The 13035-nt window shown below is 67.7% G+C and carries 12 protein-coding genes; 7 read left to right on the forward strand and 5 right to left on the reverse strand.

Annotation, left to right across the window (positions count from 1 at the left end; all coding sequences use genetic code 11):
* Nucleotides 1-24: 24 nt before the first annotated feature.
* Nucleotides 25-381 (reverse strand): gamma-glutamylcyclotransferase family protein, encoded by a 357-nt coding sequence (locus ACX12D_RS28245; RefSeq protein WP_459374363.1) that lies wholly within the window; start codon nt 379-381, stop codon nt 25-27.
* A gap of 220 nt (nt 382-601) precedes the next feature.
* Here ACX12D_RS28245 and ACX12D_RS28250 point away from each other — a divergent pair, with 220 nt between their 5' ends.
* On the forward strand, nt 602-1921 hold the full coding sequence (locus ACX12D_RS28250) for a DUF2325 domain-containing protein (RefSeq protein WP_459374364.1): 1320 nt from the start codon (nt 602-604) through the stop codon (nt 1919-1921).
* A gap of 94 nt (nt 1922-2015) precedes the next feature.
* Here the strand turns inward: ACX12D_RS28250 and ACX12D_RS28255 are convergent, their stop codons facing one another.
* Nucleotides 2016-3206 (reverse strand): collagen-like triple helix repeat-containing protein, encoded by a 1191-nt coding sequence (locus ACX12D_RS28255; protein ID WP_459374365.1) that lies wholly within the window; start codon nt 3204-3206, stop codon nt 2016-2018.
* A gap of 414 nt (nt 3207-3620) precedes the next feature.
* On the opposite strand from ACX12D_RS28255, the gene ACX12D_RS28260 reads away from it, so the two are divergent.
* The 3 genes from ACX12D_RS28260 to ACX12D_RS28270 are packed head-to-tail and all read left to right on the forward strand — an operon-like array spanning nt 3621 to nt 6593.
* Nucleotides 3621-4124 (forward strand): ester cyclase, encoded by a 504-nt coding sequence (locus tag ACX12D_RS28260; protein ID WP_459374367.1) that lies wholly within the window; start codon nt 3621-3623, stop codon nt 4122-4124.
* 31 nt (nt 4125-4155) lie between these two features.
* Nucleotides 4156-5253 (forward strand): MBL fold metallo-hydrolase, encoded by a 1098-nt coding sequence (locus tag ACX12D_RS28265; RefSeq protein ID WP_459374368.1) that lies wholly within the window; start codon nt 4156-4158, stop codon nt 5251-5253.
* Nucleotides 5250-6593: an MFS transporter gene (locus ACX12D_RS28270; protein WP_459374369.1), complete on the forward strand. Its 1344-nt coding sequence runs from the start codon at nt 5250-5252 to the stop codon at nt 6591-6593. The genes ACX12D_RS28265 and ACX12D_RS28270 overlap by 4 nt, the downstream gene beginning before the upstream one ends.
* On the opposite strand, the gene ACX12D_RS28275 is transcribed toward ACX12D_RS28270, so the two are convergent.
* Complete coding sequence (locus ACX12D_RS28275) at nt 6590-7042, reverse strand: DoxX family protein (RefSeq protein ID WP_459374370.1); 453 nt, start codon at nt 7040-7042, stop codon at nt 6590-6592. The two genes, ACX12D_RS28270 and ACX12D_RS28275, sit on opposite strands and share 4 nt — an antisense overlap.
* A gap of 195 nt (nt 7043-7237) precedes the next feature.
* On the opposite strand from ACX12D_RS28275, the gene ACX12D_RS28280 reads away from it, so the two are divergent.
* The gene (locus ACX12D_RS28280; protein WP_459374371.1) at nt 7238-8137 is read left to right on the forward strand and encodes a LysR family transcriptional regulator; all 900 of its coding nucleotides are present in this window, start codon (nt 7238-7240) and stop codon (nt 8135-8137) included.
* Nucleotides 8138-8149: 12 nt separating this feature from the next.
* On the opposite strand, the gene ACX12D_RS28285 is transcribed toward ACX12D_RS28280, so the two are convergent.
* On the reverse strand, nt 8150-9667 hold the full coding sequence (locus tag ACX12D_RS28285) for a sensor histidine kinase (protein ID WP_459374372.1): 1518 nt from the start codon (nt 9665-9667) through the stop codon (nt 8150-8152).
* Nucleotides 9664-10386 (reverse strand): response regulator transcription factor, encoded by a 723-nt coding sequence (locus tag ACX12D_RS28290; RefSeq protein ID WP_441636369.1) that lies wholly within the window; start codon nt 10384-10386, stop codon nt 9664-9666. Before ACX12D_RS28290 ends, ACX12D_RS28285 begins: the two co-directional genes overlap by 4 nt.
* Before the next feature lie 226 nt (nt 10387-10612).
* On the opposite strand from ACX12D_RS28290, the gene msrB reads away from it, so the two are divergent.
* Both msrB and ACX12D_RS28300 read left to right on the forward strand, forming a co-directional pair.
* Nucleotides 10613-11134, forward strand: coding sequence for a peptide-methionine (R)-S-oxide reductase MsrB (gene msrB / locus ACX12D_RS28295; protein ID WP_459374373.1), 522 nt, complete (start codon nt 10613-10615; stop codon nt 11132-11134).
* A gap of 80 nt (nt 11135-11214) precedes the next feature.
* A complete protein-coding gene (locus ACX12D_RS28300) occupies nt 11215-12999 on the forward strand; it encodes a cytochrome c biogenesis protein DipZ (RefSeq protein WP_459374374.1) in 1785 nt (594 codons plus the stop codon).
* The last annotated feature ends 36 nt before the right edge of the window (nt 13000-13035 follow it).

Consider the following 13035-nt stretch of genomic DNA (forward strand, 5'->3'; position numbering starts at 1 on the left):
CCTTGAGCGCGTGGTGCGGCCAGCTCAGGCCCGGACGTAGACCCACGCCTGAACGCCTGACTTCAGCGTCACCGCGACGCGCTTGTAGTCCGAGACTTCATAGGCATCGGCGGATGCCAGCTCCTGCGCGGTGATCTCGAAGACCATGCCGGCCACCTCATCGTTGGGATCCGGGCTGGGCTGGACAATCGGATGGTGCGTCTTTCCGCTGGTAGCAACCACGGCAGGGTCATCGATGGCAACCATCGACTGCGAGTAGCCGGGGATGGCGTCATGCCGACCGGCCAGCTCGCGGCCGAAGTTGGCGATCTGCACCGCCTTGTCTTGCAGCGTCCCGTAGGAAAAAAGCAGTACAGCCGTATCTTTCGCATCCACCATCATCACCACTCCTTTTGATCTGCCTGTCTGGCGCTGCAATTCTAGGGCATGCCCGGTGGTTGCTGGCAGCGCTGTCTTACTGGCTTGCGGCGCGCCGCGCCACCGCTCCACACTCGTTATATTCAATGGTATATTTCGATGACCGAACGGGAATCCTGACGTTGCCCCTCTCCGAGGCATGGCAACGCGCCACCCTGCCCGTCTTCTCCCACGTGAGGCCCGCATGCACACGCCACCGTTTCGCCTTGCTCGCGCCAATGGCATTGGGGCCGCGCTTGGCCACGAGCAGCCACCGGCCGCCGGTTGCTGCACGCCAGCCCAAGCGCAGGGCCGCGCGGTACGGCGGCGCACGCGCCTTGCCGAGCTGGACTCGCACCTGCACTGCTCGGTGATCGGCACCTGCATGACCACCAGCGAGCTGCGCAAGCTGGTGCCGCGCTTCACCACGCTGGACCGGCAACGCGCCACCGACCTTGAAATCCACCACGAAGCGGTCAAGCTTTCCAGCGCGGGCGGCGAGGGTTGCAAGGCGTTCCAGAAGGCGCTCGATGAGCGCTACGCGAGCACATTGAAGCGTTTCGGCGCAGCCAAGGATGCGGATGCCGTGCGCAAGCTCTGGGACGACGCCGTCGGCAGCGGCGACATCCCGCCGGCTTACTGGGCGGTGATGACGCACCCTGAAGCCAGCACCGCGGTTCGCCAGGCGGCGTTTGGCGAGGTGCATATGCTGTCGCACCTGGTGGGTGCGGCGAATCGCGCCGACATCCGCCGGCTGATCGCGCTGGAAGAAGAAAACGCCACGCTGCGGGACAAGCTCGAGCGCCAGCAGGAGCGCCTGCAGGCGTTGAGCACCCGGCATGAAATGGCGGTCCGCCAGATGAGCGATCAGCTCAGCCAGCTAAACGCGCGCGCGGACCGGCAAACGGGGCCGTGCGGCGCGGATACAGATACAGATACGGCATTGCAGATGCTGCGAGAGAGCCTGGCGGCTCGCGATGGGGAACTCGCACTGCAGGCAAGCCGCCGCGAAGCCGCGGAGCAACGCGCCATGCGCGAACACGAGCAGATGCAGGCCGTGCGCGCACAGCTTGACGACGCACTAGCCCAGCTCAAGATCAGCCGCGCCGAATCGGAAGCCATGGAACGCGCCATGCTCCCCGCCGCGGCACAAGGGGAAGAGCGCCACGCCGGGCTGCGCCAGCTACAGGGAAAACGCATTGTCTATGTGGGCGGACGCCCGGGCGCCAACCACACCCTGAAATCGCTGGTGGAATCCACCGGCGGCCAGCTCGTGCTGCACGACGGCGGCATCGAGGACAGGAAGGGCCTGCTGGCGGCAACCGTGGCGCGCGCGGACATGGTGGTGTTTCCCGTCGACTGCATCGACCATGACTCCATGAGCATGCTCAAGCGCGTCTGCGAGCGCCATCAGGTGGCCTACTATCCCTTGCGAACCGCCAGCGTGGCGAGCTTTGTCGAGCTGACCACGCGCGTCAGCGCAGCGGCGTGGCAAGAAGCCGGCGCCGTAGCTGCCGGCGGCTAGCCACATGCGCGCAGGCGGCGCCTGAACGACCGGCGCGCTCAGGTTGAAGAAACGCCGGAGCCATGGCGCCGGCGTTTCCCATGGCGCTAACGTATCAGGGCTTGGTACCGCCCAACCCGCCAAGCAATCCGCCGAGCAGGCCACCCGTGCCCGCATTGCCGGCGCCCGCCGTGCCAGTTGCGCCAGTTGCGCCGGTTGCGCCTGCCAACACATTGGTGACCGGCGCCAGCGCATTGGTCAGCGAGCCAGGCAAGGCACCGGGCAGCGCGCCGCCGCCGCTGCCCGTGGCGTGCGTCACCGTGCCGAGGGTGTTGTTGAGCAGGCTGGTCACTGGCGCGAGCAGGCCCGACGCTGGCGTATTGCCCGGTGCCAGGCCACCCGTCAGCCCGCCTGTCAGCCCGCCAAGCAGGTTCGTGACCGGAGCCAGCGGGTTAGTGCTATTGCCAGTGCCGCCCGTGGGGGCGTTGACCAGCCCGCCCAGCGCGGAAACCGTATTGCCGGTGGACGTCACGATGCCACCCAGGCCGGATACCACCGGCGCATTGGTCTGGGTGACCGTAGTGCCAACAGTGCCCACCGTACCGCCAACAGTGCGCAGCAAATTGTCGACGACGGAACCCAGGCCGGTCGCTGCGCCCAGGGTCTGCGTGGCGCCGGTCAGCGTGGAGGTCAGCGGCACGATCGCCTGGCCGAGCGTGCCCGTGATCTGGGTCACCGGATTGGTGATGGCCTGCGGTCCCGCGCCACCCACGATCTGGCCAGCCTGGCTGACGATGGATCCCACAGGCGTGGTGACGGCAGCCAGCGGGCCGGTGCCCACCGCGCCGACGGCACTGCCCACGCTGCTGATTGCGGTGCCGAGCTGATTGAGTGCCGAGGCACCGGTCGCGCCGGTGAGCCCCGTGCCGCCGGTGGCGCCCGTGGAACCCGCAGGCCCGGTAGCGCCAGTGGCGCCCGAGGGGCCGTTGGCCCCCGTCGTGCCCGTTGCCCCTGTGGCTCCGGTAGCGCCGCCTGCTCCGGTGGTGCCAGTGGCGCCGGTGGCGCCTGTCGCTCCCGCTGCGCCGTCCGATCCGTTCGTCCCCGCGGCGCCGGCAGCCCCGGCATCGCCCTTGGCACCTGCGCTGCCGGCCGCACCCGTGACACCAGCGTTGCCCGCCGCTCCCGTATTGCCCGTCGGGCCTGCGGCGCCGGTCTTGCCCATGGCGCCGTCGGATCCGTTGGCACAGCCGCCAAGCAGCACCAACGCGCCCAATGTAATACCAAGGAAATATTGCTGATTGCGCACGGTCAGACCTCTCTGGTTATGGCGTTGAATCGTCAAATAGTGGCCTGGACGCAATAGTTATGCCCGAGGTAAAAAGCGTGTTTCCCCGTGCCCCGCGCGACCGTGCTCATCGCCCTGGAACCCGCTTGTGGATTGGCTTTTCGGGAAATGGATGAAACCGGGATCGTGCGTTTGAAGCGCGCCCTGCGCGTGCTTGTTCCGTTACGCGTTACGTAACGTCTCACCGGCTCCGCCGCCAATCGAGCCGAAGACATGGGCGCCTGGCACGCGCGCGCCAAACCCGGGGTTTATCCGGATCGGCAACTGCCAAGCGGCGACAGTCTTGCGCCGGCACGCTACAGATAATCGCTCCAGGCAACGGACTGCGGCATCGGCCGCAGTGTTCCGCAGATTGCCCGCCACGGAGCTTCCAGCATGACCACACCCCACTCCCCCGATCTCAAGGCGCGCCGCGAGCGCCTGGTGCTTGACCACTTCGCCGACGAGACCCGCCAGGATTTCGATGCCGTGCTCGCCACCTTCCCGCACCCGCACTACGAGCTGATTCCCAGTGGCGAAGTGCATGACGGCGTCGACACCGTGCGCCAGTACTACCTCGACAGCCGCCTGGCCTTCCCCGACCAGCGCCACGAGATCATCCAGCTGCGCCATACGGACGATGCCGTGATCGTGGAGTTCTGGCTGCTGGGCACGCACCGTGGCCCGTTGCAGGGCTTGCCGCCGACGGGCAATGCGTTTCGCTGCCGCATGATCGCGCTGTTCATCTTCGAGGGCGAGCGCCTGGTTTGCGAGCGCGTGTATTTCGACACGCTGACGATGCTGCGCCAGCTGCTTGCCGGCACGCCGCCGGACATGCTGCCCCAGCTGATCGGCGGCCTGCTGGGCCAGCCAGAAGCGCGCCAGGCCGAAGCCGCATAGAAAGAAAAACAAGAACCACAGGAGACAACCCATGAAACGCGAACCCGATCCAACAGGCCTGCTGCCGATCTCCGACTTTGACGGTGCCCGCGGCGCCAGCGCGCCACAGGACCGCCTGCGCGCGCTGCGCCGCGGCGCAGCGCAGTTTCGCGAGCAGTTCCTGGAAGCGCCGCCGGTTCGGTTCGCGCGCAGCTTCAACCTGCTGCGGGTTCCCTATCCGGCCTGGTACGCCTTTAACGGCGTGTACTCGCAGCAGATGCTCAAGCCGCACCTGATCCACCTGCTGTCGCGCATGGCGCTGATCCAGTACGAGGACTTCGCGGGGTGCCTGCGCACACTGCTGTTTACCCCCGCGGACTTCGAGGCCGGCGCCGAGACGCCCTACTTCAAGCGCATGAGCACGCAGACGCCGCGGTTCCTGCATAGCACCATCGCCCCCGTCTACGGCACGGTGCTGCAAGCGCTGGCACGCTGCGGCGTGGCGCCGGAGCAAATCGACTACATCACCTACGATCACCTGCACACGCAGGACGTGCGCCGCTGGCTGGGCAGCGGCGCGAGCCGCGGATTGCTGCCCAACGCGAGGCTTCTGGTGCATCGGCAGGAGCTGGCCAGCGTGCACGGCCTGCTGCCGGTGCAGGCCGACTGGTACTGCCCCAATAGCCTGGCGGACGTGCCGCGGGAGCGCATTGTCGCTTTCGACGGCAGCGTGCACCTGGGCCACGGCCTGGCGCTGGTGCACACGCCAGGGCACACCGAAGGCAATCACTCGCTGGTCTATCGCACGCCCGACGGCATCCGCGTGAGCAGCGAGAACGGTGTCAGCGCGGACAGCTGGTCGCCAGAGCATTCGCGCCACAACGGCATCCGGCGCTTTGCACGCGCCACCGGGGCCGAGGTGATCCTGAACGGCAATACGCAGGAGAGCAGCAACGACCAGTACCTGTCCATGGTGCTGGAGAAAACCATCGCGGGCGCCTCCGAGGCGCATCCCTTCAGCAACGTCGTGCCGTCGTCCGAGTGCACGCCGTACTGGCTGTTCCCAGGCGCGCCGTCCAGCCACCTGTGGGGCGAGACCGAGTTCGGCCACCCGACCAGCACGCGGGCAGACCGGAGGGCTTCGCGATGAACACCGCTACCCTCACCAAGCCGGCCGGCGCGGCCGCCGCCGATCCGGCCAGCGACGCCGAGCTGTTCCGCAAGATCACATGGCGGCTGCTGCCGTTGCTATGCGTGTGCTATGTCTTCAACTACCTGGACCGGACCAACGTTGGCTATGCGCAGCTGCAGATGCGCGAGGACCTCGGCTTTGGCGATGCTGTCTTTGGCCTGGGCGCGAGCATCTTCTTTCTCGGCTATGCGCTGTTCGAGGTGCCCAGCAACCTGATGCTGGCGAAGATCGGCGTGCGGGCTACGCTGCTGCGCATCATGGGGCTGTGGGGACTGGCGTCCGCGGCCATGATCTTCGTGAGCACGCCCACGCAGTTCTATGCGTTGCGGTTCCTGATCGGCGTGCTGGAGGCCGGGTTCGCGCCGGGGGTGCTGTTCTACTTCACGCTCTGGTACCCGTCGCGGCGCCGGGCACAGGTGACGGCGCTGTTCTTCATGGCCTATGGCGCCGCGCCAATCGTGGCCGGGCCGCTGGCGGGGCTGGTGATGACGTTCCTCAATGGCGCGTGGTCCTTGCAGGGGTGGCAGTGGCTGTTCCTGCTGGAGGGGATACCGAGCGTGATGCTGGGCGTCCTGGCCTTCTTCATCCTGTCGGACGGCCCTGCGCAGGCACGGTGGCTCAGCGCCCCTGAGCGGCAACGCGTCGCCCGGCTGCTGGAGGAGGACCAGGCCGCCAACGGCGTGCGCGCGGCCCACGGCTTTGGCGCCGCGATGCGCGACCGGCGCGTGTGGATGCTCGGCCTGATCTCGTTTCTCGCCATCCTGGGCATCTATGCCTTGTCGTTCTGGCAGCCCACGCTGTTGAAGATGATGGGGCTGAGCGTGCTGCAGGTGGGGTTTTACGCGGTGGTGCCGGCGGTCACCGGGATTGCGGCGTCCATCGTCGTGGGCCGCCATTCGGACCGCACGGGGGAGCGGCGCTGGCATTTTGCCGTGGCGGCGCTGGTTGGCGCGCTGGGCTTGTCGCTCACCACGCTGTTCATGCACGACCCGCTAGCGGCGGTGCTGTGCCTGGCGCTGTCGTCGGCGGGCATCTCCAGCGCCTTCACGATTCTCTGGTCCGTGCCGGGCAGCATCCTGGCGGACCGGGGCGCGGCTGCCGGCATCGCCATGATCAGCACGATCGGCAGCAGCGCGGGCCTGGTGGCGCCGGTCATGGTGGGCGCCATCAAGGCGGCCACCGGCGGCTTCATCTATAGCCTGTACATCCTCAGCGCGGCCCTGGTGCTGGCCGCGCTGCTCTTCGTGCTGGCGTTTCCCATGCGCATGGCTGCGCTTGAAACCCGCGCCGCGCGTTAAGCGTTGCCGCGGCGTGCATCCAGGCTGAAGCGGCCTGCACCGTAGACCACGATCTGCAGCAGGCCGCCGGCCATCGCGATGTTCTTGAAGAAGTGGATGAACTGGTTCTGGTCCGCCAGGTTGGCATGGAAGGCCAGCGCGGTCGCCACGCTAAAGACGGCCAGGATGGCAGCCACCAGGCGGGTGCGGTATCCCAGCACCAGGGCGATGCCGCCCGCCACCTCCACGACGATGGCAATGGCCAGCGCCACCTGCGGCAGCGGCAGGCCGACCGACTGGATGTAGCCGATCATGGCGGCCGGCGCGGCCAGCTTGGACGCGCCGGAGAGCAGGAAGATGGCGCTGATCAGGACACGGCCCAGCACTGCCACGCCGGCTGCGGCGGGTGTGTCGGCACGGGCGTTGGCCTGGGCGTTGGTCTGGTTATTGAGTTGGGCGGCTTGGGACATGGTGGTTCTCCATTCGATGCGGCCGCACGGTCATGGCAGGCCGGTTGAGTCAGGGGATCAGGGTTCGGGTTCAGGTTCGGGTTCGGGTTCAGGGTCTGAATCGGGTACTGCATCCGATGGGCCTAAATGTAGGCGGGTTTTTACGTCCGCGAAACTGGGATAATATGGATCGAAACGTTCGACAAAATCGATAAGATGCCAAATCCCGGTACGCCCACGCTGGATCAACTGAAGGTGTTCCTGACCGTGGTGGACGTCGGCAGCTTTGCCGGCGCGGCCCGCAAGCTCAGCCGGGCGACCTCGGTCATCAGCTATACGATCGCCAACCTGGAGAATCAGCTCGGCGTGGCGCTGTTCGACCGCAAGACCACCAAAAAGCCACAACTGACCGAGGCGGGCCGCACCGTGCTGGCCGAGGCACGCACGGTCACCATGGGCATCGACGGGCTCCGCGCCAAGGTCAAGGGCCTGCTGCAAGGCCTGGAGGCGGAGGTCCACCTGGCGCTGGACGTGATGCTGCCGGCAGCCCGGGTGGTGGACGCGCTGAAGGCCTTTCGCGAGGCATTTCCCACGGTAGCGCTGCACCTGCACATGGAAGCACTTGGCGCCGTGACGCAGATGGTGTTGGACGGCTCCGCCGCCATCGGCGTCAGCGGGCCGCTTGGCGCGGGCGTGGCGGGGATCGAGCGCATCTGGATCGGCGATGTGATGCTGCGGCCGGTTGCGGCGCCAGGCCATCCGTTGGCCAGCGGCAGCCCGAACCTGCCGGGCGCCGGACGGCATCATGTGCAACTGGTGCTGTCGGACCGCTCGGCGCTGACGCGCGGCAAGGATTTCGCGGTGATCAGCACGCATACCTGGCGTCTGGGTGATCTTGGCGCCAAGCACATGCTGCTGCGCGAAGGCATCGGCTGGGGCAATATGCCGGTGCCCATGGTGCAGGAAGATCTCGACTCGGGCCGCCTGGTGCTGCTCGACCTGCCTGAAAATCACAGCAACTTCTACCCCTTCGATGCGATCTACCGCACCGACACGCCACCCGGCCCCGCCGCCTCGTGGCTGATCGAACGCTTCGCCGGCCAGGCAGCGGACTGAACCTGCCCGCCGCTAGCGGGCATTGCCGGCAGCGCCGCCCGACACCGGCAGCTCGAAGCGGAACGTGGTACCGCTGCCGGCGCGCTCTACCAGCCGGATCTGGCTGTGATGCAGCTGCAGCATGCGCTGCACGATCAGCAACCCCAACCCGCCGCCGCGGTGCGCGCCGCCGGCGCTGAAGGGCCGCTGGAACAGGCTCTCGCGCAGTTCCGCGGGAATGCCGGGGCCGGTATCGCTGACGGTGACCGCCACCTTGCCGTCGCGCAGGGCGAGATCGACATCGATGGCGCCTTCGGCCGGCGTATGGCGGATCGCGTTATCCAGCAGGTTGGTCAGCACGCGCTCGATCATGCCGAGATCGGCCGTGACGGCGGGCAGGCGCTGCGGGATGCCGGCACGCAGCCGCACGTGGCGCGCCTCGGCCGGCAGCTCGAACTTCTGGAACACGTCCTGCACCAGGTCCACCAGCGAAAAATCCTCCAGCGCCGGCTGCACGATGCCGTGCTCCAGCCGCGCCAGCTCAAAGAGCGATTGCGCCAGCCGCCCCACCTTGACGCTTTGCGCCAGCGCGATGGCCAGGTAGCGCTGGCGCTCGGCCTCGCTGAGCGTATCGGCCTTGAGCGACAGCGTTTCCAGGTAGCCGTGCAGCGAGGTCAGCGGCGTGCGCAGGTCATGGGAAATATTGGCAACCAGCTCGCGCCGCTCCTGGTCCTGCTTGGTCAGCGCGCGCCATTGCTCGGCGATGCGGTCCGCCATTTGCGCGAAGGCCGCTTCCAGCGCGACGATTTCATCGCGCGCATTGCCGGACGGCGTGCGCGGCACGCGCGGCTGCGTCTCGGGCGCACCGTCGGCATCAAACCGCCGCATCGCCTCGGTCAGGCGGCGCAGCGGCCGCGTGATGAGGCCGAACGCCATCAGGCCCGCCAGCAACCCCAGCAGCGCCACCAGCCCCATCGACCACAGCGTGGTGCGCAACACCGAGTTGGCGGAGGCGCGCGCCGCCAGTTCGTCATGCGCCTCGCCCAGCAGCACCACGTAGATGTAGCCGGCGGGCTCGGCACCGCCCACGCGCAGTGGCGCGGCGCTAAACACCTTGCGCCCGCCCGCGCTGCGCGGATCGTCCCCAAGGATAGGCAGCGGCTCGCCGGCCAGCAGGCGCTGCACCGGCTTCAGGTCGACCTGCTGGCGCTGCAGGTGCCCGGCCGGCGCGTCGTGCCCCTGGATCCGGCCCTGGCTGTCCAGCAGGTACACCTCCACGCTCGGGTTCACCACCATCAGCTGGCCGAACAGGCGCCGCAGCGCATCCGGCTTGAGCCCGTTGGCGTCCATCAGCGACGCATTGCGCGCGATATGGCCGGCCAGCCCGCGCGACAGGTCCTGGATGACCTCCTTCTCGCGCATGTCGTTGGAGCGGACCTGCAGCCACGCGGAGGCGCCGCAGCAGGCCAGCAGCAGCACGGAGAACACCAGGGACAGCCGCTGCGTCAGGGTCAGGCGGCGGCTCAGGTTCAGTCCGAGATCAAGGCTCACGGCGCGCCTCCTTGGGTTCCCGCCGCGAGCTTGTAGCCATGTCCCCACACGGTCAGGATGCGGCTGGGCTGTGCCGGATCGGCCTCGATCTTGGTGCGCAGCCGGTTGATATGGGTGTTGACGGTATGTTCGTAGCCCTCGTGCTGATAGCCCCAGACGGCGTTGAGCAGGTCCATGCGGGAGAACACCTTGCCGGGATGCCTGGCGAAGAAATACAGCAGGTCGAACTCACGCGGGGTGAGCTCGATGCGCCGGCCGTCCACGCTGGCCTCGCGCGTGAGCGGATCGATCGACAGGCCGCCCAGCTCCAGGCTGCCCGCGTCGATCCGCAGGTCCTTGGCCATGGCATCCACGCGCCGCAGCAGCGCCTTCACGCGGGCCACCAGTTCGAGCACCGAGAATGGCTTGGCCAGGTAGTCGTCGGCGCCAAGTTCCAGGCCAAGGATGCGGTGGACTTCGCTGGAGCGCGCGCTGGTGATGATGATCGGCGTATAGCGCGTCATGGCGCGGGCGCGCCGGCAGATCTCCAGCCCGTCCACGCCGGGCAGCATCAGGTCGAGGATGAGCGCGTCCCAGTTGCCCTGCGCCAGCAGCCGCAGGCCCTCGTTGCCGTCGGCGCTGTGCACGACTTCATAGCGCTCGTCGCGCAGGTGCAGGCTCAGTACGTTGGCGATGTCGACGTCGTCTTCGACGATCAGGATGCGCTTGGGGTGATCCATGTTCAGCCTAGGGGCGCGAGCCGGCTCGCGCGTGACAGGGGAGGCGCAGGAAATGCGCCGGCCTGGCTATTGTGCAAAATTTTGAGGCGGCGAGTTATCACATTTAATTTAACCTTTGGTGAGGACTCCGGGATGGTGCCAGCCATACGATGCGGCCAACGATCCATGGCAGCGATCGACGGCAAGTCGGTCGCCGCGATCGATACATTGAGGCAAGGAGCACATCATGGGAAGCAGAAGGCGCTTTTTGGTATCGGGCGGTGCCGCCGTGGCGGCGCTTGCGGCCGTTAGCGGCTGGCGCGCGCTGGCCGCCGGCACGGCAAACGCAGCGAACGCGGGCAAGCCCGCCGAAGCCTTCGAGGTAGTGCGCTCCGACGCCCAGTGGCGCCAGATGCTCAGCGCAAGCCAGTACAGCGTGCTGCGCCAGGAAGGCACGGAGCGGCCCTACAGCAGCCCGCTGAACGATGAGCATCGCGCCGGCATCTTCGCCTGCGCCGGATGCCAGCTTGACCTTTTCTCGTCGCGCACCAAGTTCGACAGCCACACCGGCTGGCCCAGCTTCTGGGCGCCGCTGGAGAACGCCGTGCGCACGAACGAAGACCGGTCCTTCGGCATATCGCGCACGGAGGTGCATTGCCGGCGCTGCGGCGGCCACCTGGGCCATGTGTTCGACGACGGCCCCAAGCCGACCGGGCTGCGCTACTGCATGAACGGCGTGGCAATGACGTTCAAGCCGCAAGCCGCCTGAGCCCGCGCGGGCCTCCAACGCCGGCAATACGCCAACAACACGCCGGCAACACGCCGACAGCAACCAGACTGAAGCATTCCATGTTCCTTCTTATCCTCGCCTACCTTGGTGGCGCGCTCACCATCCTCAGCCCGTGCATCCTGCCCGTGCTGCCCTTCGTGTTCTCGCGGGCCGACCAGCCCTTTGTGCGCAGCGGCCTGCCGCTGCTGGCCGGCATGGCGCTGACCTTCGCGGCAGTGGCAACGCTGGCGGCGGTTGGCGGCGGCTGGGTGACCCAGGCCAACCAGTACGGACGCTGGCTGGCCATTGCCTTGCTGGCCGTGTTCGGCCTGACGCTGCTGCTGCCGCGCCTGGCCGAGCGGCTGATGCATCCGCTGGTCAGCGCGGGCAGCCGGCTCTCCGCGTTTGCGCAGGCCGATGGCGGGCAGGTCCGGCCCGGCTCGTCGTTCCTGCTCGGCATTGCCACCGGCCTGCTGTGGGCGCCTTGCGCTGGCCCGATCCTCGGCCTTGTGCTGACCGGTGCGGCGCTGCGTGGCGCCAGCGTCGGCACCACCCTGCTGCTGGTCGCCTACGCGGCCGGCGCGGCCACGTCGCTGGCGGTGGCCTTGCTGATCGGCGGCCGGGTCTTTACCGCGATGAAGCGCTCGCTGGGCGCGGGGGAATGGGTCCGGCGCGGCATCGGCGCGGCCATGTTGCTCGGCGTGGTTGCCATCGGGCTGGGGCTGGACACCGGTGTGCTGGCCCGCGTATCGACCGTGGCCACGGGCGGCATCGAGCAACAGCTGGTCGACAAGCTCTCCGCTAAACAGGCTGAGACCGGCAACGGCGCGATGATGCGCGCAACCAGCCTCAAGACCGGCGAAAGCGCCGCCGCGGCGTTGCCCGTGGAAGGCCAGTTGCCCGGGCTGGGCGGCGCCGTGGAGTGGCTGAACTCGCCGCCGCTCACGGCCGAGGCGCTGCGCGGCAAGGTGGTGCTGGTCGATTTCTGGACCTACTCGTGCATCAACTGCCTGCGCACCCTGCCCTATGTGAAGGCCTGGGCGCAGAAGTACCGCGACCAGGGGCTGGTGGTGATCGGCGTGCATGCGCCGGAGTTTGCCTTCGAGCGCAACCTCGACAACGTGAAGAAAGCCACGCGCGACCTCGGCATCGACTATCCCGTGGCGGTCGACAACAACTATGCGATCTGGCGCGCCTTCAACAACCAGTACTGGCCGGCGCACTATTTCATCGACGCGCAGGGGCAAATCCGCTTTCACCACTTCGGCGAGGGCGAGTACGCGAAATCCGAGCAGGTGATCCAGCAACTGCTGGCGGAAGCGGGCCATGCCGATGCGGCGAAGGTGGCGCTCGGCATCGGCCATGCCGATGCACAAAGCGTACAAGGCGTGCAGATGGCTGCCGACAAGGCGGAGATCCAGTCCGGCGAGACCTATCTTGGCTATGAGCGGGCGGAGAACTTCGCCTCTCCCGGCGGCGAGGTGCAAGACAAGGCGCACACTTATACCGCGCCCGTCAGCCCCGCGCTCAACGACTGGGGCCTGGCCGGCACCTGGCAGGTGGGTGCGGAGCACGCCACGCTGGCCGGCCCCTCCGGGCGGATCCTCTACCGCTTTCACGCACGCGACCTGCATCTGGTGCTGGGGCCGGGCAAGGATGGCAAGCCGGTGCGGTTCCGGGTAAGCGTGGACGGCGCCGCGCCAGGCGGCGCGCGCGGTACCGATGTGGCGGCGGATGGCAGCGGCACGGTGACCGGGCAGCGGCTGTACCAGCTGGTGCGGCAGACGGGCAAGGTGACCGACCGCACGTTTGCGATCGAATTCCTGGACCCCGGCGTGGAGGCCTATGCCTTTACCTTCGGCTGATGCGCACGCAAGCCGCCATATTCCACGCATTGATCA

The organism is Cupriavidus sp. PET2-C1 (genome assembly GCF_054515855.1).